General features: G+C 62.2%; 24 protein-coding genes and 2 pseudogenes. 13 read left to right on the forward strand and 13 right to left on the reverse strand.

The window, feature by feature from the left end; genetic code table 11:
• Positions 1-33: 33 nt before the first annotated feature.
• Positions 34-459: a DUF3576 domain-containing protein gene (locus tag ACESNB_RS12155; RefSeq protein WP_373007656.1), complete on the reverse strand. Its 426-nt coding sequence runs from the start codon at positions 457-459 to the stop codon at positions 34-36.
• 113 nt (positions 460-572) lie between these two features.
• On the opposite strand from ACESNB_RS12155, the gene ACESNB_RS12160 reads away from it, so the two are divergent.
• From ACESNB_RS12160 to ACESNB_RS12170, 3 genes are all read left to right on the forward strand, one after another.
• Positions 573-1,763 carry a porin gene (locus tag ACESNB_RS12160; RefSeq protein ID WP_373007658.1) on the forward strand — a complete coding sequence of 397 codons (1,191 nt, stop codon included), beginning with the start codon at positions 573-575 and terminating at the stop codon, positions 1,761-1,763.
• Between the two features lie 75 nt (positions 1,764-1,838).
• Positions 1,839-2,291, forward strand: coding sequence for an NtrZ family periplasmic regulatory protein (locus tag ACESNB_RS12165; RefSeq protein WP_373007660.1), 453 nt, complete (start codon positions 1,839-1,841; stop codon positions 2,289-2,291).
• Positions 2,292-2,435: 144 nt separating this feature from the next.
• On the forward strand, positions 2,436-3,653 hold the full coding sequence (locus tag ACESNB_RS12170; protein WP_373007662.1) for a hypothetical protein: 1,218 nt from the start codon (positions 2,436-2,438) through the stop codon (positions 3,651-3,653).
• A gap of 1 nt (position 3,654) precedes the next feature.
• Here the strand turns inward: ACESNB_RS12170 and ACESNB_RS12175 are convergent, their stop codons facing one another.
• Positions 3,655-4,308, reverse strand: a complete 654-nt coding sequence (locus ACESNB_RS12175) for a thiamine phosphate synthase (protein WP_373007664.1) — start codon at positions 4,306-4,308, stop codon at positions 3,655-3,657.
• Here ACESNB_RS12175 and ACESNB_RS12180 point away from each other — a divergent pair.
• On the forward strand, positions 4,289-4,948 hold the full coding sequence (locus tag ACESNB_RS12180) for a YggS family pyridoxal phosphate-dependent enzyme (protein ID WP_373007666.1): 660 nt from the start codon (positions 4,289-4,291) through the stop codon (positions 4,946-4,948). The genes ACESNB_RS12175 and ACESNB_RS12180 overlap by 20 nt on opposite strands.
• Here ACESNB_RS12180 and ACESNB_RS12185 read toward each other — a convergent pair.
• Positions 4,945-5,964 (reverse strand): annotated as a pseudogene (locus tag ACESNB_RS12185) (IS481 family transposase). The gene ACESNB_RS12180 and the pseudogene ACESNB_RS12185 sit on opposite strands and share 4 nt — an antisense overlap.
• Before the next feature lie 35 nt (positions 5,965-5,999).
• Positions 6,000-6,464, reverse strand: coding sequence for a L,D-transpeptidase (locus ACESNB_RS12190; protein ID WP_373007701.1), 465 nt, complete (start codon positions 6,462-6,464; stop codon positions 6,000-6,002).
• A gap of 147 nt (positions 6,465-6,611) precedes the next feature.
• Between ACESNB_RS12190 and ACESNB_RS12195 the strand changes: the two genes are divergently transcribed.
• Entirely contained in the window at positions 6,612-7,298 is a 687-nt protein-coding gene (locus ACESNB_RS12195; protein WP_373007668.1) for a response regulator transcription factor, read from the forward strand.
• Positions 7,299-7,608: 310 nt separating this feature from the next.
• Here the strand turns inward: ACESNB_RS12195 and ACESNB_RS12200 are convergent, their stop codons facing one another.
• Together ACESNB_RS12200 and ACESNB_RS12205 are read right to left on the reverse strand one after the other, a co-directional pair.
• A complete protein-coding gene (locus ACESNB_RS12200) occupies positions 7,609-7,836 on the reverse strand; it encodes a hypothetical protein (RefSeq protein WP_373007670.1) in 228 nt (75 codons plus the stop codon).
• Between the two features lie 53 nt (positions 7,837-7,889).
• Positions 7,890-8,237, reverse strand: coding sequence for an HPF/RaiA family ribosome-associated protein (locus ACESNB_RS12205; protein ID WP_373007672.1), 348 nt, complete (start codon positions 8,235-8,237; stop codon positions 7,890-7,892).
• A gap of 647 nt (positions 8,238-8,884) precedes the next feature.
• Between ACESNB_RS12205 and ACESNB_RS12210 the strand changes: the two genes are divergently transcribed.
• Positions 8,885-9,076, forward strand: coding sequence for a hypothetical protein (locus ACESNB_RS12210; protein ID WP_373007674.1), 192 nt, complete (start codon positions 8,885-8,887; stop codon positions 9,074-9,076).
• A gap of 179 nt (positions 9,077-9,255) precedes the next feature.
• Here the strand turns inward: ACESNB_RS12210 and ACESNB_RS12215 are convergent, their stop codons facing one another.
• Together ACESNB_RS12215 and ACESNB_RS12220 are read right to left on the reverse strand one after the other, a co-directional pair.
• Positions 9,256-10,059, reverse strand: coding sequence for an exodeoxyribonuclease III (locus tag ACESNB_RS12215; RefSeq protein ID WP_373007676.1), 804 nt, complete (start codon positions 10,057-10,059; stop codon positions 9,256-9,258).
• A 300-nt stretch (positions 10,060-10,359) separates the two neighbouring features.
• On the reverse strand, positions 10,360-11,022 hold the full coding sequence (locus ACESNB_RS12220; RefSeq protein ID WP_373007678.1) for an outer membrane lipoprotein carrier protein LolA: 663 nt from the start codon (positions 11,020-11,022) through the stop codon (positions 10,360-10,362).
• A 254-nt stretch (positions 11,023-11,276) separates the two neighbouring features.
• On the opposite strand from ACESNB_RS12220, the gene trxA reads away from it, so the two are divergent.
• From trxA to ACESNB_RS12240, 4 genes are read left to right on the forward strand one after another with little or no spacing between them, the layout of a single operon-like run.
• Positions 11,277-12,164, forward strand: a complete 888-nt coding sequence (trxA, locus tag ACESNB_RS12225) for a thioredoxin (protein WP_373007680.1) — start codon at positions 11,277-11,279, stop codon at positions 12,162-12,164.
• Positions 12,165-12,215: 51 nt separating this feature from the next.
• On the forward strand, positions 12,216-12,866 hold the full coding sequence (locus tag ACESNB_RS12230; protein WP_373007682.1) for an LON peptidase substrate-binding domain-containing protein: 651 nt from the start codon (positions 12,216-12,218) through the stop codon (positions 12,864-12,866).
• A gap of 11 nt (positions 12,867-12,877) precedes the next feature.
• The gene (locus ACESNB_RS12235; RefSeq protein ID WP_373007684.1) at positions 12,878-13,111 is read left to right on the forward strand and encodes a Trm112 family protein; all 234 of its coding nucleotides are present in this window, start codon (positions 12,878-12,880) and stop codon (positions 13,109-13,111) included.
• Positions 13,108-13,413, forward strand: coding sequence for a gamma-butyrobetaine hydroxylase-like domain-containing protein (locus tag ACESNB_RS12240; protein ID WP_373007686.1), 306 nt, complete (start codon positions 13,108-13,110; stop codon positions 13,411-13,413). Before ACESNB_RS12235 ends, ACESNB_RS12240 begins: the two co-directional genes overlap by 4 nt.
• Here ACESNB_RS12240 and ACESNB_RS12245 read toward each other — a convergent pair.
• Positions 13,410-14,648: an FAD-dependent monooxygenase gene (locus ACESNB_RS12245; RefSeq protein WP_373007688.1), complete on the reverse strand. Its 1,239-nt coding sequence runs from the start codon at positions 14,646-14,648 to the stop codon at positions 13,410-13,412. The genes ACESNB_RS12240 and ACESNB_RS12245 overlap by 4 nt on opposite strands.
• 214 nt (positions 14,649-14,862) lie before the next feature.
• Between ACESNB_RS12245 and ACESNB_RS12250 the strand changes: the two genes are divergently transcribed.
• The gene (locus ACESNB_RS12250) at positions 14,863-16,221 is read left to right on the forward strand and encodes an ammonium transporter (RefSeq protein WP_373007690.1); all 1,359 of its coding nucleotides are present in this window, start codon (positions 14,863-14,865) and stop codon (positions 16,219-16,221) included.
• A gap of 128 nt (positions 16,222-16,349) precedes the next feature.
• On the opposite strand, the gene ACESNB_RS12255 is transcribed toward ACESNB_RS12250, so the two are convergent.
• Positions 16,350-16,742, reverse strand: a complete 393-nt coding sequence (locus ACESNB_RS12255; protein WP_373007692.1) for a hypothetical protein — start codon at positions 16,740-16,742, stop codon at positions 16,350-16,352.
• Positions 16,743-17,119: 377 nt separating this feature from the next.
• Between ACESNB_RS12255 and ACESNB_RS12260 the strand changes: the two genes are divergently transcribed.
• Entirely contained in the window at positions 17,120-19,579 is a 2,460-nt protein-coding gene (locus ACESNB_RS12260; RefSeq protein ID WP_373007694.1) for a DNA translocase FtsK, read from the forward strand.
• A gap of 11 nt (positions 19,580-19,590) precedes the next feature.
• Here ACESNB_RS12260 and ACESNB_RS12265 read toward each other — a convergent pair whose 3' ends face one another.
• Positions 19,591-20,607: an aldo/keto reductase gene (locus ACESNB_RS12265; RefSeq protein WP_373007695.1), complete on the reverse strand. Its 1,017-nt coding sequence runs from the start codon at positions 20,605-20,607 to the stop codon at positions 19,591-19,593.
• Between the two features lie 83 nt (positions 20,608-20,690).
• Positions 20,691-21,185 carry a prolyl-tRNA synthetase associated domain-containing protein gene (locus ACESNB_RS12270; protein WP_373007697.1) on the reverse strand — a complete coding sequence of 165 codons (495 nt, stop codon included), beginning with the start codon at positions 21,183-21,185 and terminating at the stop codon, positions 20,691-20,693.
• A 52-nt stretch (positions 21,186-21,237) separates the two neighbouring features.
• On the opposite strand from ACESNB_RS12270, the gene ACESNB_RS12275 reads away from it, so the two are divergent.
• Complete coding sequence (locus tag ACESNB_RS12275; RefSeq protein WP_373007699.1) at positions 21,238-21,972, forward strand: DUF6065 family protein; 735 nt, start codon at positions 21,238-21,240, stop codon at positions 21,970-21,972.
• A gap of 322 nt (positions 21,973-22,294) precedes the next feature.
• On the opposite strand, the pseudogene ACESNB_RS12280 reads toward ACESNB_RS12275, so the two are convergent.
• Positions 22,295-22,375 (reverse strand): annotated as a pseudogene (locus ACESNB_RS12280) (phosphoribosyl-ATP pyrophosphatase); the annotation flags it as partial.

Genomic DNA, 22,375 nt, shown 5'->3' on the forward strand with positions numbered 1-22,375 from the left:
CCGCTCCTTTTAAGAGGTCTGGTGTTTGGCTTCCTAGCCGATCTGCGAAGCCTTGAGCGTGCGGGCGCGCTGAAGGATTTTGTTTTCAAGCTGGATTCCGGTCTCGGGATCAGCGCTCGCATCGGTCCATGTGCCGTCCTGGTTGGTCTGGCGGAACACCGATACCTTTACGCCGTCGGCCCGGAGGCGTGTGTCGAGGATATAGACTGTTGCCTTGATGCGCTCATCCGGCGAGTCCGGGAAGGACTTCCAGTCATAGACGATGAGACCGCCGACAGAATCGGCGCTCTGGACCGGCATGTTCTCGAACGTGTCCAGCGATGCGCGCCACAGGTACGGATTGACGGTGCCGACATTCTTCTGGGTGATCTGGCTTTCGCTGTTCTTGCTTTTGCCGGACTGGCAACCGGAAACGATCAGCATGCCAGCCAGGGCAGCGGTGATTATGTGTTTGACCATGAAGATTGTTCCTGAGTGCAAGACCTTGTTGACGAGGGTCTGTATAACAAGGGGAGTCCGGGCTCGCCAGTGCTGATATGCCGAAGAGCGCTGATGGTGTTTGCAGGAGAGAGATGATGTGGAAGCCGCTGACACTGCTGACACTGCTGGCGATACTGAGCGCGGCCACCGGCCATGCGCAGGCACAGGACGAATGGGACGTGTGGGAGACCAAAGTCGACGCGGAAATGGCCTTCGCGGGCTCCACGGCCGACGGAGCTCCGGTGACCTATCTGGGAGCCTTTGGCCTGTCTACGAACCGGGTGCTGGATAGCGGCCTGGAGATCGGGGCTGTTGGCCGGGTAGAGGTTCAGCGGGATCACCCGGGACGTGCGGGGTTCAGTGGGGTGCCGGACGGGGGTGCCGGGGGCGTGCCATGGGAGTGGCAGGGTGCCTTCAGCGGGCTGGCAACGAGCACCGAGCGCGAACATGTCGGGGCCCGCGGCCAGCTTGAACAGGCCTATTTCTATGTCGAAGGCGGCTATGGCGAAGTGCGGTTGGGACGGGACAAGGGCGTCGCAGCGCGCTTCCACGAAGGCGCACCAAGCGTGTTTGTGGAGGCATCGACGGCCAATCCCGTCCTGGACCCGACAGGGCAGGCCTATGTGCGAACGGACCACGACCTGACGGGCCCGGCGCTGAAGCTGAGCTATGCCAGCCCCCGCATCCTCGGCGTGAGAGCCGGCGCGTCCTTCACGCCGACAGCTGATGTGCGCGGCCTCGACCGCGATCCGGCGCGCAACGTGGGCGGTAATCCGCAGGTTGGTGTCGAGTCGGCATCCGAGGTGGCGGTCAATGTTTCGCGCAAGTTGCGCGAGAGCGGGGTGAGACTGCAGGCGGCTCTGGCCTATAGCCACGCCGATGTGAGCTCAGACATCAAGCCGGACATCTACGGAACGGTCGAAACCTGGTCTGCCGGTGCATCAGCAGAATTCGACACGCTGACGATCGGCGTGAGCCTCCTGAACAGCAATAATGGTGTGGAAACCGGCCCCGGTGACTATTCGGCGTGGATGCTTGGCGTGACGAAACGGGTCTTTTCCCTCGATCTTGGTGTGGACTATGGCGAGGCCAGCGATGACTTGACCGGCCTCGAGACCGAATCATGGAGCCTCGGTGTGGCCAAAGACTTGCGCGAAGGATTGCGGGTTGCGGGTGGGTATCGCGGGCAGACAGTCCGTCAAAGGCGAGTTGGACTGGGTCTACTGCCTCCAAATCGGGTTTCTGCCGACGGTATTGTGTTAGAAATCACACTATCGCTTTAATTTGGCCCCCTCACCGATTGTTAATCTTCTCTTAACCGGCCGGGATGACTATTCTTTTGCGAGAAGGTGCAGGAAATGAAACCGGGTTTGATCCTCTCAATCACACTGATTTCAGCCATGCTGGCTTTGCCGGCAATGGCTGATCCGGCTGTGGCTGATCATGTTATGAACGTCCAGGCGCCCTCCCTTTCCGAAAGCAAGGCGGCCGAAGCCGACTGGTACCGCCAGTTTGCCCAGCCCAAGCCGGCAGATGCCAAGCCCGTCTGGCAGCCCGAACCGACCGATGATTTCTCCGTTCAATTCGGTGGCAATGCGCGCTGGCAGCTGAATCTCGATATGCTGACCCGGCCGAACTCGTCGCCGCTTCCGCGCGAACAGATGCAGGCAGGTGCCACGTTCCGTGTCACGCCGCGTTTCTCCGTCGGTGGTGAAGTCAGCGTTGGTGCCGAGCGCCTCAACGACACGTCCCAGTGGGAAGACAGCCAGCTCGAGACCGGTATCCGGCTCAAGTCGGCATTCAAGTTCTGATTCTTCCTTGTTTCAAGCCCGCCGACTGATCGCCACGCTTGGATTCGGCCTTGCGCCGGGCTTTTCATGCAGGCTAGGCGTTGCCTTGTGAGAGGCGCGCCACCGGGTTCGCGCCTGCATCCCGGGAGTTGAAGCGCTGTTGCCATGTTCCTGAATGGCCTGATCCTGATCGTTACGCTTGCCGCGGGTGTTGTCCTGCTGATGCCGCGCGTGGCGGGGATAAAGACCTGGCGAGCGACGATGACGCCGCTCGCGTCCATCATCGGCAGCGGTTTCCTCGTCCTCGGGCCGATCCTCGTTTCCTCTTATGGCAAGTATGCGCCGCTCGCGATGCTGGCTTTGTGCATCGGTGCCTACCTGTTCGGGACGGCGATCCGGCACAATATTCATATGCGCGGGGAGCAGGACACAGATCCTGACCCGCTGGTCGCCCGCCTCGAAATGGCCGGTTCCTGGGTGCTGGCCTTCGCTTATGTCATCTCGGTTGCCTATTACCTCAACCTGTTTGGCGCCTTTGGAGTGAGCCTCACGCCGTGGGACGACTCGCTGCATGCGCGCTTGCTCACCAGCGCCGTGTTCGTACTGATCCTCGTGGTCGGATGGCTGAAAGGCTTCAGCGCCCTGGAGCGCATGGAACAGGTTTCCGTGAGTGTGAAACTTGCCATCATCCTTGGCCTGCTGGTCGGGCTCGCGATCTTTTTCGGCAAGGAAGCGACTGCGGACAAGCTGGTCCTGTTGGCGCCAAAAGCGACGGGCTGGGCCGGCATCGCGCTTGGATTCGGATTGATTGTCACTGTGCAGGGGTTCGAGACGTCGCGTTACCTTGGTAGCACCTATGATGCCCAGACGCGGATCCGGTCGATGCGCATCGCGCAGCTGCTCTCTTCGGCCATCTACATGATCTATATTGCGCTGGTGGCCTATGTCTTCCAGGGCAACGAGCTTCATCTCGAGGAAACAGCCATCATCGACATGATGCGGGTCGTGGCGCCGATCCTGCCATTCCTGCTAGTGGCGGCGGCCCTCACGGCGCAGTTCAGTGCAGCGATTGCCGATACGAGCGGATCGGGCGGGCTGGTGGCGGAACTCACCGGTGGGCGCGTCACCGAGCGCCAGGCCTATGCCCTGCTTGTCGGGGTCGGGTTGGCGTTCACCTGGACGATCCACCTGTTCGAGATCATTTCCTACGCGTCGCGCGCCTTCGCGACCTATTACGCAATCCAGTCTGCCATCGCGGCTGTCTTGGCGCATCGAGCGGGCGGGCAATGGCGAAAAGTATCGCTGTTTACCGTCCTGACCGTGCTGGGCCTGATGATCGCCGTGTTCGGTACGCCCGCTGAAGGTGGCGACCAGAGCTTGTAACCTAGCTTGCCGGATCGAACGCGCGCGCGAGCGATTCGACTGCCGCGATGCCGGCAAACGGGGCAACGCGATTGGCATTGCGCGCCATCACCCCGCCAAGGGCGAAGACCGGGCAGGGGGCTGATCGAGTGATTTGCCGGAGTTTCAACGGGCCCAGGGGCTTGCCAGCTGACGGACTGTTCGACGGAAATACGGCTGAGACAAGGGCGGCATCAATCGGATAGTGCGCGATCGCGCGAAGCTCGGCGGGTGAATGGGCGCTGGCTGTTATCAGCGGGAACGCGCCGCGCCATTTCCGGGATGCGGCGAGGCGGGCATGCGGCCAGTGAACGCCCGCAGCGCCCACCGCCATGGCCAGAACCGGATCGGCGGAGATCAGCAGGCGCAGCTTTCGTGTCCGGCAGACGTGAGCCAGGTCTGCCGCGATCATCCCGGCATCCGGCGCGCCAAAATGGCGATAGATGACGCCCCAGCCGGGCGGCAGCGATTTAGCTATCCTGACCGGATCGGGCGTTCGGGCGGGATCTGTCAGGAACAGGACAGGCGGAATCTCGTGCGGCAGGTGCGCTGAAGCCGCGCGGGCGGCGGCCAGAAGCTTGCGCTTTGGTGAGGATTGGCGTTTCAACGTCATCAGCATGACTGATACGGCTTCCATATCCCTTGCCAAGCGTCGCGACGACATTCTGGCCGAGCTGGCGCAGGCCGCGAGCCCGCCGCCATGCCTTGTCGCCGTGTCGAAAACACAGCCTGACGAGAAGATTGATGCGATGCTGGCCGCTGGCCAGCGCGTGTTTGGCGAGAACCGGGTCCAGGAGGCGCAGGCGCATTGGGCCGAGCGGCGGGCCGAGTATCCGGACCTTGAGCTGCGGCTTATCGGGCCGCTGCAGACCAACAAGACGGACGATGCGGTTGCCCTGTTCGATGTGATCGAGACGTTGGACCGGGACAAGCTTGCGCGGGCCCTTGCCAAGGCGATGACCGCTGCCAGGCGGCATCCGTCTGTCTACATCCAAGTGAATACCGGCGAGGAGCCGCAAAAGGCGGGGGTCACGCCGGATGGCCTGGCGGCTTTGCTCAAGGTCGCGGTCGAGGAATGCGGCCTCGATGTGCAGGGCCTGATGTGCATTCCGCCGGTCGATGAGCCGGCCGGGCCGCATTTTGCGCTGCTGGCAAAGCTTGCCCGGCGCCATGGCCTGAAGGGCCTGTCCATGGGCATGAGCGGCGATTATGCGCTGGCCGCACGTTTCGGCGCGACGGATGTGCGGATTGGGACGGCTTTGTTCGGCGCGCGCTAGATGTGGAGTCTCAATAGGTTGTCCTCGGCGATCCCGAGGCGACTGCTGGGCGTTTGATCTTTAATGCCTCCGTGCGGTCGATGCCAGTTGTACATGTGCGCTCATCCTATGAGATGATCTGCTCGGTGGTCTGAGGTTTGATATGTGCGTGCATAGGCCCATTCGCGGATGGCGGTCTGGATGAAGCGTTCAGCCTTGCCATTGGTCTTGGGTGTGTAGGGTTTTGTCCGGATGTGGCGCAGGCCTAGTTGCCTGCAGGCAGAGGCAAAGTCTCGCGAGATGTAGCAGCTGCCATTTTCGGTCATCACGCGGGTCACGCTCACGCGGAGGGTCTTGTACCAGGCGACTGAGGCTTTCAGATGAGCGACCGCCGAGATGGCTTGCTCGTTGGCAACGATCTCGGCGTAGGCAAGCCGGGAATGGTCATCCACACATACGTGAACGTATTCCCAGCCATGGCCTTTCTTGCCGGGCCCGCGCGGAGTTGACTGTCCTGTCCGGTCGCCTGTCACCCGATGTCCAGGGCGTTCAAATCGCCCGAGTTTCTTGATGTCGAGATGAATCATGTCTCCCGGAGCATTGTGCTCGTAGCGCCTGACGGGCTCTGGTGGGTCAAGGTCGCGCAGGCGTGAAAGCCCGGCGCGTTTCTGCACCCGGCTGACCGTGGCGGGCGAGTCGCCTGTCAGGCGTGCGACATGCTTTCCTGTCAGGCCTTCACGGCGCAGAGCGAGGATGCTGGCGACCGTTGCTGGATCGGTAGGTTGGTGCAGGCGATCTGGCCGCGAAGACTTGTCGGTCATACCGCCGGGACCAAGGCGCCTGAACCGGGCGACCCACCGCAAGACCGTCTTGCGACAGACACCGTAGGCCTTGGCGGCCGCGCTGGGAGTCAGCCGCCCCGAAACAACATCTATTGCCAATTCTTCTCGACGGATAGGCGTCAGACGGGCATTCTTGTCTAGGTTATTCGGGCGTTCTTTCGAAAACTGAGGTGTGGTAGCTCCAGTCTTGTCGATCAGCCCCGAATGGACGACCTATCGAAAGATCACAGCTAGAGCGCGATTTCGATATGCGACACCGGCGTCAGGAAGCGGAGCACGGTGCGCAGGTCGGGCTCGGCGAGGGCGACGCAGCCTTCGGTCGGCTTGTAGTCTTCGCGGGCGAGATGCAGGAAAATCGCGCTGCCTCGGCCAGGGACGACCGGATCGTCATTGTAACTTAGTTCCACAATCAAGTTGTAGACATGGTCGGCGCGCCAGAGTTTCTCGGCCGATGCGGGGTAGGGCAGGGCGACCGGGCGATTGTAGAGCGGGTCGCCGGGCGCGTCGCACCAGCCGTCATCGTGGCGAAGCGGGACTTTCGGCAGGCGCGTTTCCGGTGGCTGGGTGCGGTCCGGCCGGTAGAACAGGCGCCGTGTCTGCCAGATTCCGATCGGCGAGGCGCCGTCGCCCTCGCGTTTGAGGTCGGCCCCGATGATGCCGCCCTTGCCGAGGGCGCAGCGGCAGGAAAAATCCATGCCGGCGAACGTGCCGTCCGCGCGGGCTATGAAGTGGCTGTTCACGCGCATCTCCCTTTGTTGTGATCGCTTGTCAGCCACATTCTTATGACATCTGTCGCTGTCTTGGATATGTGCAAGGCGAAATTGGACCGATTGGAGCGGAAAATGTCTGCAAAGAAGACAATCCTGCTGGTGGATGACGATGATGACCTGCGCGAGGCGCTGGCCGAGCAATTCGAGCTGCATGATGGCTTTGAAATATTGCAGGCGGCCAATGCCCGCGACGGCGTCGCGACGGCTGTGGCAGAGCGGATCGACCTGATCCTGCTGGACGTGGAAATGCCGGACCTTGATGGGCGCGAGGCCTGCAAGCTGATGCGGCAGAAAGGCGTGCGCGCGCCGATCATTATGCTGACCGGGCAGGACGGCGATGCCGACACGATCCTGGGGCTCGATTCCGGGGCGAATGATTATGTCACCAAGCCGTTCAAGTTTTCGGTCCTGCTGGCCCGTGTGCGGGCGCATTTGCGCAGCTTTGAGCAATCCGAAGACGCGACGTTCCAGATCGGCCCGTATGATTTCCGCCCGTCGATGAAACTGCTGGTGACGGCCGAGGGCCGCAAGGTGCGCCTGACGGAGAAGGAAACCAACATCCTGAAATACCTCTATCGCGCCGGCGGCAAGGCGGTGGCGCGGGAGGAGTTGTTGTCGGAAGTCTGGGGCTATAATGCCGCTGTGACGACGCACACGCTGGAAACCCATATCTACCGCCTGCGGCAGAAAGTGGAGCCGGACCCATCGCATGCGCGCCTCTTGCTGACCGATGCTGGCGGGTACCGGCTGCAGCCCTGACTCTCTCCGCACCCCCGGCGCAGGCCGGGGTCTCATGCGTGTCGTTTTCTTCAATGGCCTGAGGTCCCGGCGTTCGCCGGGAACACGGAGTGTGGGGCGGACCCCCACCCAGCCTCCCCCTCTCAGGGGGAGGAGTTGTCTTTTGCGGGCATTGATCTTTCCACATCGCATGTCGGGTATCGCTGCACTCGGCCCACCCTAGACTTGCTGTGAGGCGGGCGAGCAGCGGCGCGGCGCCGCGCCGCGGCGAAGCCATGGGTGATGAAGGCGGACGGTTCTGTCATGGTGGCCAGTATGGGCCGGGCGGAGATCAGGTTGGGGAGGGTGTGGGATAGACACCTTTTCCGCGGCGGCCAGGCAGGCGGCGATCGTCTGCGTCTTCGCCTGCGTTCGGGCCGAGGCCGACACCTGTTCCCGCCTTGCCATCACCCGATGCGCCGCCGATATCGAAGCCGGGGCGGTCGATGGCGACGGGCGATGTATCTGCTGGTTTGTCGGTGTTCTTTGTGGTTGGCGTCTCAGGTTTTTTGCTGGTCATGATCTTGTTCCTCGCGGGTGCGTTGGGTGGCGTATCTGGCGGCTCCCGTCCGCTTACAACTCGCCAGTCCGTATCGTGTCAGCGCCCTTGACGTGGTTGAGCTTGCCGAGGGTCGTCTCGAGGACATGCTGCAATTTCTTGGCTGCACCCGACCATGCCCCTTCGAGCGTGTCGGCCTCGTCGCTGGCTACTTCCGGCTGACGGCCTTCAATGCGGGCTTCGATGAGGCAGCGCTTGTCGTGCGCGCCAGACTTGTCTGCGTTCTTATCGCTGAGGTGCACTTCAATACGGGTGATGTGCTCACTGTAGCGGTCGAGACGGGTGTGGATCTCTGTCGAAATATGGGCGGAGAGCTCTTCGCTACCCTCTATGTTTTCGTCGGTGTTGATCTGGATTTGCATGACTGACTTCCTTTTTCCAACCGTCGCCCAGCGCGGAGAAACCGAAAAGGGGGAGGTCGACTGCTGTTTCTGATCTGGGCCGATGGCAAAAGAGATCTACCGGCTCGCAGACAATTGAATTGTAGCACGGCTCGGTGCTGTCAGGTTGATCCATGTCAGTCTGGGTTATTCGCGGGCGATCATCTCGAGCCGTGCGGGATATGGCTTGGCGAAGGCGTCGGAGAGATGCCGCATCTCCGGCGAAGGCCGGGGTCTTCTGCGGCTGGTCCGGCCTTCAATTGCATCAGGTCCCGGCGTTCGCCGGGAGGGCAGCGGTGGAAGGAAAGGTTCAGGAAGGCAGGTATCCATGGATAGGGCTTTCCCATCACACCTTGGAGCGCCGCCAGTCCATGGAACCCTGCCTTCGCAGGGGTCGTCGGGGCGAGGGTTGGGCGTGCGGTTGGGGAACATTGGCGATCGATGCTTGGGAGGGAGGGCTTCGCCATGCTCGACTCAACCTATGCCTGCTCGTCGCCCTCAAGGACCAAGTTTCCTATTGTGAATATACGACCACCGATCGCTTTGAAGCCGCTAACCGTGAATTCGTTTTGTTCGACTGCTTCTCCCCTTGAACAGCAGGGGCAGTAGTAGACAAGAAGGGGCGGGCGATGCTGTTTTCGGAACTCCGCAAAACCAATGCCCGCGGGCAACTCGACAACCTTCTCGATCGTTCTAATCTTTGGAATATGAAGATCATTGCGCCCGAGCGTGTTCGCAATCCGGTTTTCAAGAGCGTTGATATGTCCGAGCGCGATATCGCTCCACTCGCTATGGGAGCATTCAATGATCGCAAGATCTAACTGATCGCAGCTACTGGCAGAGCATAGCCCCATTGTGTCGGTATCGCCCTCGAAACCGAAAATCAGAATCGTGGCGACACACGAGCAACACAGAAGAGTTATAACTGATCCGTGCATGATGCGTGGCGGCAATATCAATTTTCACCTCCAGCAGGCGCATGGTGGTCGAGCGTAATTGTCTACACGCTCACCTTCACGCTGATTGGGGCGTGGTCGGAGGGTTTCCAGCCGCCGCGCCAGGGGAGGTGGACGCGGTAGGAATCGAGTTTGGTGTTCGCGAGGGCGTCGGGATTGGCCCAGATATGGTCGAGGCGGCGGCCCTTGTTCGAGGCGGCCCAGTCTTTCGCGCGATAGCTCCACCAGGAATACAGCTTCTGCTCGTCCGGCACCGCCATGCGGGCAATATCAGCAAAGCCGGCTGTCTGGCGCGAGTCTTCGAGGAGTTCGGTTTCGATTGGCGTGTGCGAGACGATCCTCAGGAGCTGCTTGTGTGACCAGACATCGTTCTCGTGCGGGGCGACGTTGAGGTCTCCGACGAGGATGCGCGCAGCCTTGGGCAGCGTCTTGTAGCCCTTGCCCAGCTTTGCGAGGAAATCGAGCTTGTGGGCGAACTTGTCATTGGCGACGGGGTCCGGCACGTCGCCGCCGGCGGGCAGGTAAATATTATGGATTTCAAGGCCCTTCACGCGCGCAGCAATCGCGCGGGCATGGCCGTGACGGCAAAGGTCCGGCACGTCGACGCGTTCCAGCGGGAACCGCGAGGCGATGGCGACGCCATGGTGGCCGCCTTTCTGGCCGTTCAGGACAAGGTGGGGCAGGCCCATTTCGCGAAACTGCTTTTCCGGAAATTCGCCGTCCTGGCACTTGGTTTCCTGCAGGCAGATGACCTCCGGTGCCTCGGCGGTGACGAATTGCGCGATATTCGGCGCGCGCAGGCGGACCGAGTTGATGTTCCAGCTGACGATCTTGAGAGGTTTGGCCATGGCTTCTGCCTAGCATTGATCCCTAAAACGTCAACGCGCCCGAACGCGGGGGAGTTCGGGCGCGCCTGACGCGAGATTTTACGTCTCGCCGGCAAGGGAGTTCCGGCGGCGATGGAGCGGTTGTTCACAGCGGGGGGGCAGGTGCTGCGCGGGGTATTCCGCTCCATCGATAGTTGCAAAGATGTCACGCGGTGGAAAATTATCAAGTAACTTTTATGTTAAATACTTGCCTTTTTCGATTTCCGGAGCTCCGGCGGTGCGCGTTGTGGTGTAGTTAGTCCGCAGCGCGCCGCAGGGGCCTTATTCGTCGTCGAAGTCCTTCAGGATGAAGAGGCGCGGGTTGAGCTTCTTGCCGTACTCGACGCCGATCAGCTGGACCGAGGTGATGTTGCCGCCACTGTCTTCGGTGCGCCAGCCGAGGAGTTCCCGTGTCGTGTCCGACAGGATCAGCGTGAGCGTGCCGTCCATCTCGCCGGAGCGGTCCTGGACTGTCACGCCGATAAGGCCATTGGCACGGACAACGTCGAGCACCTGGGCCTCGTTTTCAAAGTCGAGACTGTCGTCGAGCAGGAGCGAGAGGGGTGTCGAGCTGAGCGGCACGCGGTCGGTTGTTTCGAGTTCGCTGTCCTGCATCGCGACGGTTGCGCCATTGCTGACGATCAGGAGCGGTGTCGGGTCGTCATAATCGAAGCGGACCTTGCCGGGACGTGACAGGGCGAAGCTGCCGGCCGCCTCGGAATAGTCCGGCGCACGCTGCTTGAACTTGCCGGTTGCGGTTTTCACGTCGGACATCGCCCTGGAGACATCCTTGAGGATGGCGCTGCGCTCCGTTTCGGTGAGCGCTGTCGTGGTGGCTGGCGCGGTGACGGCGGGCACGGACGGGGCGGCGTCCTGAAGGGACACGGCCAGCGGCGCGGCGGCGAGGGCGGTGATAGCCCCAAGGGTCGTCAGCAAGTTCATCATAGCGTGGGTCTCCTTTGACCATGAGCTTCAATCTAGTGGCCTGAACCTCACCTAAACAGGGCCAGATCAAGGTATTTCGGCCTCTATTCGTTGGCCTGGGTTCAGTTTGGCGCGCCCTGCGGCGCTAACCGGCGGCAGGATGAACAGGCCAGCGGGCGGGGTGTTCCGATCTGAGCACCGCGCCCGCTTGCGTATTGAGGCCTGCGCGCCCATCTTTGCCTCCGTATATACCCGTATATAAAGGAACCCCATCGATGCCGGATACCGCTTCGCTCAACATCAAGGACAGCACTGACCAGGATTTCGTGGCAGATGTCGTAGAGGCCTCCAACACGCAGCCCGTGATTGTCGATTTCTGGGCGCCCTGGTGCGGGCCGTGCAAACAGCTCGGCCCGGTGATCGAGCGCGTTGTCGACAGCAAGAAGGGCGCGGTCAAACTGGTCAAGATCAATATTGACGAGAACCCGGCCTATGCGGGCCAGCTGGGCGTGAGATCAATTCCGGCCGTGTTCGCCTTCGACAAGGGCCGTCCGGTGGATGCGTTCCAAGGCGCACTGCCCGAAGGTCAGGTCAAAGGCTTCATCGATAAGCTGCTGAGCGGCACCGACACCGCGCAGGTGATTGCCGAAGCGCTGGTCCAGGCCGAAACCGCGAGCCAGTCGGGTGATCTCGGCACTGCCGCGCCGATCTATGCCAGCGTGATCCAGGAAGACCCGGAGAATGTCGTCGCGATTGCCGGCCTCGCCCGTTGCTATCTTGCCAATGGCGACAAGGCGCGCGCGATCGCAACGCTCGACATGGTGCCGGAATCCGGAAAGCACGACACCGCCATCAAGGGCGTGCGCACGGCGATCGAGCTGATGGCCGACGATGACGCACCCGGCGAGTTCGATGAATTGCTGACCGCCGTGACCGCCGCACCGGACGACCATGCCAAGCGTTTCGAGCTTTCCGAAAAATATATCGGTGCCCAGCGCTACAAGGATGCCATCGATCACCTGCTGATCATTCTCGGTGCGAAACTCGACTGGGAGGGCGGCAAGGCCAAGGAAAAGCTGCTACAAGTTTTCGAAGCTGCCGGGCCGACGGATCCGGCAACGGTTGAGGGCCGCCGCCGGCTGGGATCGCTGATGTTTGCCTAGACCGGCATTCGGCCCACCTTCGTATCCCTGATGGAGACAGGACCTAGACCGATGAGCGTGGGACATTACAGGAAGACGAGCGACCTGGCGGACACGCTGGCAGTCTTCCCGCTGCCGGGCGCCTTGTTGTTCCCGCGCTGGGAATTGCCGCTGAACATTTTTGAGCCGCGTTACCTGAACATGATCGATGATGCGATGGCAGGCTCGCGCCTGATCGGCATGGTGCAGGCGATGGGCGGCTCGAAGGCGCGCCCGCTGTTGGCCGAGGTCGGCTGTGCGGGACGGATAACCAGCTATTCTGAAACCGAAGACGGCCGATACCTGATCACGCTGACCGGGATTGCGCGCTTTGCCATTGGCGAAGAGATGGACGTGACGACACCCTATCGCCAGGTCCGGCCAGAGTGGAACCCGTATGCGCCAGACCTTGTGGCAGCGAACGAAACGGTCCTGCCGAGCCGGGACAAGCTGATCGGCGCGCTGAAAACCTATGTCGAGATCAACAAGATGCAGGCCGACTGGTCGGCCGTGGAAGACGCGCCGCTCGAGACGCTGGTTAATGCGCTCTGTTCGGGCTGTCCGTTCTCCACGATCGAGAAACAGGCTCTGATCGAAGCGCCGACCTTGAAAGCGCGCGCTGAAACGCTCATCACCCTGTTGAGAATGGATGTGCCCGGCAATGATGCCGGGACGATGCAGTAGGATTGACCGGAATGCATGACGACACACCTGCTAAGGCGGAACGTGGATCGGGCGTCGACCCGCGCCTGCTGGAAATCCTGATCTGCCCGGTCTCCCGCCAGCCGCTGACCTATGACCGTGCGGCGGGAGAGCTGATTTCGAAGAAGGCGCAGCTGGCCTATCCGATCCGGGGCGGCATTCCGATCATGCTGGCGGACGAGGCGCGCGATCTCGACAATGCCGCGGCTGACGGGGATGACGCATGAGCGCGCCCGCCTGGCCCGTGCGGCTGATATTCCGGCGCACGGCCCGTGAGCTGAAGGCCGAATTCGATGACGGATCGTCCGGCGCGGTGGATTTCGTCCGCCTGCGCGAAAACAGTCCGTCCGCCATAGTGCAGGGGCATGGCTCGGGGCCGAAGCCGGTCCAGCCGCCCGTGCCGACGGATATCATGGTGGAGCGGGCCGAGCCTGTGGGCCGCTATGCCGTGCGGATCATTTTCTCCGACGGGCATTCGAGCGGACTTTATACTTGGGGCCTGCTGAAACGGCTGACGGCAGACGCCTAGCGCATCAGGCTGGGCAGGTCGGCCTGGTCGGCGCTGGCCTGGCGGGCCATGGCGCGGCGCACGGGCCCGATCCTGCCGGCGGCGATCAGCGCAAGGCCGCGCAGCGGTTTGAGCAGGGCATTGTCATTTGAAAACACCCGGTCGACGCCGTCCATGAACATGGCGGTGGTGGCCGCATCGAAGCGGCGCCATTCCTGGTAGCGTTGCAGGCTTGTATCGGCGCCGGGATCGAGGCCGATATCGCGGGCGTCATTCATCACGTCGACCAGTGCACCGACATCCTTGAAGCCGAGATTGAGGCCTTGCCCCGCCAGCGGATTGATCCGCCGTGCCGCGTCGCCGAGCAGGGCCACGCGCGGCCCGACCATGCACGTGGCGATCTGGAGTTGGAGCGGATAGGCCAGCGGCGTGCCGTCGAGCGTCATCGGCCCGGCGAAGTCGGCAAAGCGCGCATTCAGTTCGGCTTCGATGGCCTCGGGCGGCATGGCAGCCATGGTTTCGGCGGCGCCGGTCTTGAGATACCAGGCCAGGTTTGCCCGATTTCCGGGCAGTGGCAGGGTCGCGAACGGCCCTTCAGGCGTGAACAATTGCCGGGCGAGGCCTTCGTGCGGCCGTGAAAGCTTAACATCGGCGGCAAACACCGATTTGCCATAGGCGCGCCCCTCAGTGGTAATGCCGAGCGCCGTGCGGACGCCGGACTTGACGCCGTCGCAGGCAGCCACGAGGCCGGCCTCGACAGTGCGTCCGTCCTCCATGGTGAGGCAGGCATGGGCGGGGTGGGTTTCCAGGCCGGTGAATTTCGTGTTCCGCCACCAGGTAAGACCGGGCGTTGCGGCGGCAACATCGTCAAGTGCGGCCTGGAGCGCGGCAGCCGGGACCATCTGCCCGAGCGGTTCGCCCTGTGCATCTGCCGGAAGGTCGTCTGTACCAAACAGGACAGAGGGGGCGCCGAACCAGTGGCGCCCGCCATCGGTGGCCTCAAGGCCCATGAGCGGTTGCGTCTGGCCGGCGAGCGCCGGATGTGCGCCCGCCGCACCGAGCAGACGCCAGCTGCCCCGTACGATCGCGAAATTCCGTGTGTCGGGCCGCGGGTCGCTTGCCGGGTCGCGGGCATCGACTAGCAGGGTCGCGAATCCGGCCCGCGCCGCAAGTATGGCTAGCGATGTGCCGACCGGTCCGGCACCGATAACGGCCAACTCAACCTTGAGAGCGGTGGCAATGGGCGTGTCAGTCATAACATCTAGGTAGGGGGCGGTAATCAAACCGTCCAGCGATGACGCAGATTTGGGCGATTGGCCGCAACCCTGCCCAGTGTTTGACCACGTGGGCTTTGAATCCACCCCGACCTCGGTGCGGTGAGCGACATTCCATGGGTGCCTCAATCATATCAGCGATGGGAGAGCGCGGGGGGTCCCGAGCTCCAGATCATTCACGAAGGAGGGGTCAGAGATGGGCCAGACGATTGGAAGATGGTTGCGCGGGGCGGCATTGTTGCCCGTCGCGCTTACAGCGGGGGTCCTAGCCTACGCCCAGGAAGACGACATCGCGACACGGCTCGCGGCCCTCGAAGAGAGCGTGAATGGCAGCGCCAGTGCGTATGTCGACAATAGCTACCTGTTCCTGATCGGCGGCATCATCGTGATGCTCATGGCGGCCGGGTTCTGCATGCTGGAAGCGGGCCTTGTCCGTTCCAAGAATGCCGCGATGCAGTCGACGAAAAACGTCGCGCTCTATTCCATTGCCGGCCTGATGTTCTGGGTCGTCGGTTACAATATGGCCTATCCGGCCGAAACGGTCCTGAACGGCCTTCTCGGCGTTACGCCGGGGCCCTGGTCGGGCGGTGATCTCAGCGTCCAGAGCGATGCGGGCTATGCGCCGGCATCCGACTGGTTCTTCCAGATGGTGTTTGTTGCGACGGCGGCCTCGATTGTTTCAGGCACCGTGGCAGAGCGAGTCAAACTGTGGCCCTTCCTGATCTTCACAGCGATCCTGACGGCCGTGATCTATCCGATCGTCGTGTCGTGGGAATGGGGAGGCGGCTACCTGGACTCGGTCTGGGCGTTCTCCGACTTCGCCGGTTCGACACTGGTTCACTCGGTCGGCGGCTGGGCAGCTCTTGTCGGTGCCATCGTGATCGGTCCACGGACGGGCAAGTATTTCGGCAAGCAGATCAATCCGATGCCGGGTTCGAACATCCCGCTCGCCGCGCTCGGTACATTCATCCTCTGGTTCGGCTGGTTCGGCTTCAACGGTGCGTCGCAGCTTGCTGCGGGTACAGCTGCTGACATCAATTCGGTTGCCCAGATTTTCGCCAATACGAACATGGCGGCGGTCGGCGGTGTGATTGCAGCTATGATCACAACGGCGTTCCTCTACAAGGGCAAGGTCGATGCAACCATGGTCTTCAACGGCGCTATCGGTGGTCTCGTGTCGATCACGGCTGAACCCCTGATGCCAACAATGGGACAGGCCGTGCTGATTGGCGGCGTTGGCGGTATCCTCGTGGTGCTGGCTGTTCCGCTGCTCGACAAGTTCAAGATCGATGACGTTGTCGGTGCCATCCCGGCTCACCTCGTGTGCGGTATCTGGGGCACGATGATCGTTGCGGCCACTAATGACGGTGCCAGCTATCTTGGCCAGTTTGTCGGCGTGGCGCTCACCGGTGTCTTTGTTGTCGCTGCCTCAACGGTTGTCTGGTTGCTGCTCAAGTTCACGATCGGCGTCCGCTGCAGCCTTGAGGCCGAAGAGATGGGCCTCGACAAGGCAGAGATCGGGCTCGAAGCCTATCCGGAATTCACCAGGGGCTGAGGGGTTCTTCCAGGAGAATGCGAACCCCGGCGGATCCAGGTCCGCCGGGGTTGTTTCTTGCCCGGACATGAAACGCCCCATGGTTCGACCATGGGGCGTTTTAATTGGAAGGATCCGCGTCGGCGTGATTACTGTTCCGGCGAATGCGCTTCCGGGTCCATCTCTTGCTGCATGACAGGATCGTCCTGTTCGGCTGTCATATCCTGCATGTCGGGCGCGATCATGATCTCGTCGTCGGACATGTCGTCCTGAGCGTTCATTTCAGTGTCCGCCTCGACCGACACACCGGTATCGCTCTCCGTTGTATCGGATGACATCGTCTCCATGTCCGTTTCGCTGCTCATGGCGTCCGACTCGTCGGTCTCATTGAGCTCCATGTCGGTGGACGTTTCGACCTGAAACATCGTGACGCCGGACCCGACTCTGCCTGTCGAAGCAACTTGAAGGCGCCGTAGCTGGAGCGCATTCAGTTCGTCGATGCTCATCTCGTCAAGCTCGGGTGAGACATCCGTGTAGAGCATGGGCCGGAGTCTTAACCGCGTCGCCGCTATCGTTAAAATCCTGGGCTGTTGCCTACAGACCCGTTAACAGGGCGGCATTGGCGGGAATGATCATAATGCGTTTCATGCTCGTCTCCATGGTCACGTATTGTAGGCAAGCAACGGTCATTACAGCGGCGATGTTCCCCTATTTTGTGCACTAAATCGGCGTAAGAGGGCGATCAGGGGAATTTCTTGCCCTTCGGCCAGATGTGTGAGGCGCTTTGAATCGGGCTCGGACCGCTGGCGAAATCCGTTAACACTAAAACAGAAATCCCCTGCAGTGCGTTTGCGCGGTGTTAAGGCTGATCCGGCAATGTGCCGGCTTCCCATTCCGAGAAGCGGAGTTGCCCCAGCACATGACTGACTACGCCTATACTGACGATGATGCCCCAAGCGCCAGTGACCCGGTATGGCGGATCCTGACGGGCGCTGCAGCCTTCGGCGCGGGCGTGTTCGTATGTGGCAGCGTGGGCTCGTATGTGCCGAGCGATCCAAGCTGGAATGCCGCGACGGATGCAATCGTTCAAAACCTGTTTGGCAGCCCCGGCGCGATATTCTCGGATTTCGCCCGGCAAGGCTTTGGCTGGTCGAGCTGGACCGCCGGCCTGGCGCTGATGATTGGCGGCGCGATGCGATCTGTGCTTATTGGCTCACCCCGTGTACGTCGCTGGCTGCTGGGTGCATGCTTTGTGCCGCTGTCCGCCGCCTGCTTCGCCGGTTGGCCTGTGCCGGAATCCTGGCCCTTGAGCGCGGGCCTTGGCGGTGTTGTGGGAGACGCCCTGTTCTATTACGCCCAGATGCCGTTCAAGGCGCTCCTGCTGCCGTCGCCCGGCACGTGGGCAGGATTCATCCTGGGCGGCGCCGCCTTGTGGGCTGCGCTTGCGGCGCTCGGCTTCCGGCGGGGCGATGCGCAGCTGCTGCAGGAGGCTGCAGCGACCTCCGGCATACGGGCCGCGCGCAAGGCGAGGGGCGCAGCGGGCCTGCTGGCATCCGTTGGCCGCTTCCTAGTGCCGAAACGCCGGCCGTCCGAAGTCACGGACCGGGCGCGTGTCGTGAAGGGGGATGACGAGCTTTCCGGTGAAGCGCGCAGCTTCTTCAGGAAGCCGAAGACGCAGGTCGAGTATGACGAGGATGACGAAGATCTGGAAGAAATCTTCGACGAAGATGATGCGTACGAAGAGGAGGACGATCTCGAAGAGCCGGACGAGGTGCCCGTTCGCACGTTGCGCTTCAAGAATCCGCAGCCAGCGCCAAAGGCTCCGGTCCCACGTGTGACCAAGACAGAGCGCCGCAACAAGGCGACGCGCCTGCCGTCGATTGACCTGCTGCAGATGCCGGAGGAGCGCGGCGATACGGTCGACGAGGAAGCGCTGATCGCCAAGGCGGCGCGCCTGTCGGAAGTCCTGAAGGAGTTCGGCGTTCGTGGGCGGATCAAGGAAGTGCGTCCGGGCCCGGTGATTACCCTGTTCGAAATGGAACCGGCGCCGGGCGTGAAATCGTCGCGCGTAATCTCGCTGGCCGACGATATCGCCCGCTCGATGAGCGCTGTCTCGGCTCGGGTGGCCGTGGTGCCCGGCAAGAACGCGATCGGTATCGAACTCCCGAACGATGACCGCGACACGGTCTACCTGCGCACACTGCTGCAGTCGGAGCCCTATGTCGCGACCCGTGCTAGCCTGCCGATGGCGCTGGGCGAGGATATTGGCGGCGTGCCGACCGTGGTCGACCTCGCCAAGATGCCTCACCTGCTGATTGCCGGTACGACGGGGTCCGGCAAGTCGGTGGGTGTCAACGCGATGATCCTGTCGCTGCTATATCGTCACACGCCGGAACAGTGCCGCTTCATCATGATTGATCCGAAGATGCTCGAACTGTCGATCTATGAGGGTATTCCGCACCTGCTGGCGCCGGTCGTGACCGATCCGAAGAAGGCCGTGAACGCGCTGCAGTGGACCGTTCGCGAAATGGAAGGCCGTTATGAGCTGATGTCGAAGGCGGGTGTGCGTAACCTGTCAGGCTTCAACGACAAGGCCGCCAAGTTCCGCGCCTCGGGTGAGCAGATGGTGCGCAAGGTCCAGACCGGGTATGACGAACGCGGCAAGCCGATCCATGAAACCGAGAGCCTGCCGGTCGACCATATTCCGAACATTGTCGTCGTCATCGATGAGATGGCGGACCTGATGATGGTGGCCGGCAAGGAGATTGAAGGCTGTGTCCAGCGCCTCGCGCAAATGGCGCGTGCCGCTGGCATTCACCTGATCACCGCGACGCAGCGTCCGTCCGTCGACGTCATTACCGGCACGATCAAGGCGAACTTCCCGACACGGATCTCGTACATGGTGACGACGAAGATCGACTCGCGCACCATTCTGAACGAGCAGGGCGCAGAGCAGCTGCTCGGCATGGGCGACCTGCTGTACCAGGCGCCCGGCAAGAAATCGCAGCGCCTGCACGGACCGTTTGTTTCGGACGAAGAAGTTGGCGCCGTGGTCGACTGGCTGAAAGAGCAGGGCGAGCCCGACTATGTCATGGACATCCTCGAAGCGCCGGAAGACGGCTCGACGGGTTCGGCCGTGATGGACGCCATGCTGGGCACGTCGACCGGGGACGACGACGAAGACCTGTTCGCCCAGTCGATCGCCATTGTTGTGCGCGACAAGCGGGCGTCGACCTCCTACCTCCAACGCCGCCTCAAGGTGGGCTATAACAAGGCTGCGGGCCTGATCGACCGGCTGGAGGAAGAGGGCATCGTCTCCGCGCCGAACCATGCCGGCCGGCGCGAAGTGTTGGCAACGGGTGCGCCGAGCGGCGACTGAGCTCTTGCGGCTCAGCCCATCGGGTAGAGGATATCCTTCGACACGGCGTCGCAGGCTTTCATCACCTCGTCGGAGAGCGTGAGGTCAGCTGCGGCGAGGATGGGGGCGAGCTGGTCCTGCCGGCTGACGCCCACAATCGTGGACGCGACAAAGTCATGCTGTTTTGACCAGGCCGTGGCGAGCGTGACGGGTGACATGCCCGCCTCGGCTGCGATAGCCATATAGCGCTCTGTGGCGGCGAGGGATTTGTCGTTGACGAAGCGCTGGGCCATCAGTGTGTGGCGCCCGCCCTTCTTGATATAGCTGGAGAAGCGCGCACCGTCCGGTGTGGCGCCGCCATTATACTTGCCGGAGAGGACTCCGCCGCCAATCGGCGAATAGGGGATCAGGCTGACATTCTCGCGCTTGCAAATGTTCGCAAGTTCGTCCTCGAAGCGCCGGTTGTTGAGGCTGAAATTGTTCTGGATCGTCTGGTGGCGCACGGTGCCGAGGCGCTCGGACGTGGCGATGCTTTTCATCAGGCCCCAGGCATTTTCATTGCTGCAGCCGACGATGCGGATGAGGCCGGCGCGGACGAGGTCGTCGAGGGTTTCCATGGCTTCGTCGAAGTCGGTGCCGTGATCGGGCCAGTGGGTCTGGTATAGGTCGATATAGTCTGTCCCGAGGCGTTCGAGGCTGGCCTCGACGGCGCGGGTGATATTGTGGCGGTCCATCGCCGTCATGCCGGCGCGCTGCGAGCTTTTGATCCAGCCATGCGACGGGCCGGAGACCTTCGTGGCGATGATGAGGGAGTCCCTGTCCTTGGTTTTCATCCACTTGCCGACGATCTCTTCCGTGCGGCCGGCCCATTTCGGATCCGGCGGGACGGGATAGTTCTCGGCCGCGTCGTAGAAATTGATGCCGGCATCATAGCATTCGTCGAGAATGCGGAAGGCTTCGGCCTCGTCGGTCTGGGACCCGAATGTCATCGTGCCCATGCAGATGTCGGATACGTAAATGGCGCTCTTGCCAAGGCGGCGATGTTTCATGTCTCTCTCCCGGGTGTCCGTTTCTGGCCTGAGCCTAGCGACAATCCCCGCCAGCGCCAGAGCGGGACCAAATTGCCGCTGGGTCAGGCCGAAAAGTCGAACGTCTCGAACGCATGCCCGGTCGCCTCGACAAAACGCCGGAAATCATCGCGGGAAATTGCCGTGGTCGCGGTGTTGGTGAGCGGGTGGGAATTAACCGGATCACAGGCCAGAAGCGCCGCATCGACGATGAAGCGGACCTTTCCGGCGGTATCATTCATCAGGGCAAAGGCGGTGACCGAGCCCGGCGTGACGCCGAGCAGGGCCAGCAAGTCCTCAGGCGAACCGAAGGAGAGGCGTTTGGTGCCGATATGCCGGTGGAGCTGGTTCAGCCGGATCTGCGTGTGCGCCTCGGCCGAGATGAGCACATAGGCGCCGTCCTTGTCCTTGAGGAAGAGGTTCTTGGTGTGCCCGCCGGGCATCGACGCCTTCAGGTCGCGGCCTTCTTCCACGGTGAAGACGGGCGCATGCCGGTGCGTGGTGTGCGCAATGGCGAGGGAATCGAGATAGGCGAACAGGGTGTCAGGGCTTGCGGTCATGGCTGTCTTTGGGCCAAGTCAGGAGCCAGCCGTCAAGAAGAGAAACCCTTCCATGCGCCTCGAATGCTACAAGATACACGACACCGCCCCCGAGATCGTGCCGGGCCGCAGCCAGCGCGAATGGATGGATGCGTTCCCGGACCGCCACCCCTATCGCTGCCTGCCGCTGACCATGGCGAACTCCACCGGCTGGGAAATCCTCTGCCCGATGGACATCAAGATCACGTGGAATGGCGGGCCGCGCAAGGAAGACATCACGTTCAAGACGACCGGCGATCCGAATGCGATTGCCAGCTTTGCCGACAGCCATTTCATGCGCGGCATCGTGACGTTCCATACAGGCCACCTGTTCCGCACCCCGCCCGGCTGGGGCGTGTGGGCGACGGGCGCGCCGAACTGGCCGCGCGACGGCATTGCGCCGCTGACGGGCCTGGTGGAAACCGACTGGCTGCCTTTCCCGTTCACGATGAACTGGGCGATGACGCGGCCCGGAGAGGTGATTTTCCGCAAGGGCGAGCCGTTCTGTTTCATCACGCTGATGGAGCATAGGAAGCTGGAAGAGATCACCCCGGAACGCAAATCGATGCAGACGAATCCCGAGCTGGTGAAGGAATATGACGCCTGGGTGGCCAGCCGGTCTGACTTCAACACGCGCCTCGCCACAGGCGAGGAGAAGGCGATGAAGGAGCGCTGGCAGCGCCATTACATGAAGGGCCAGAAGGTGACCGGCGACAAGGCCGAGGACCACCAGACCAAGCGCCGACTGAAGCCTGTGAAGGACATGTGAGGCGGTGCGGCTTTCCCCCGGATTGGGCGGGGTATGGCGGGCCGGTATTTGCACGAATACATGCACGGATAATGCCCGGATTCGGCCTGGATGGTGCACAGTACGGCCCGGATGTTTCGGGCAATCAACGGAAATCTCGATAATGCGTCACTGCCGACCGCGTAGCGGTCTGGCAGCCCATCACCTGTGGGTGCCGAACGCACCCGGTTCGCTGTTTGGCGCGGACAGGAGATGGGCCCCCAGATGGCTGCGCCATCGGGGGTGACGCGGGTTGGGGAATCTACGCCTTGGCCCGCGCGCGCAGCGCGTGGGAGGTGAGGGCCTAATCCGGTTTGCGCGACGCTTTTTCGGCGAGGCCGGAGGTGCCCTGGCGGGCTTCGAGTTTTGCGGCGACGGCGTCGAG

This window comes from Hyphomonas sp. (genome assembly GCF_041689225.1).
GTDB lineage: Bacteria > Pseudomonadota > Alphaproteobacteria > Caulobacterales > Hyphomonadaceae > Hyphomonas.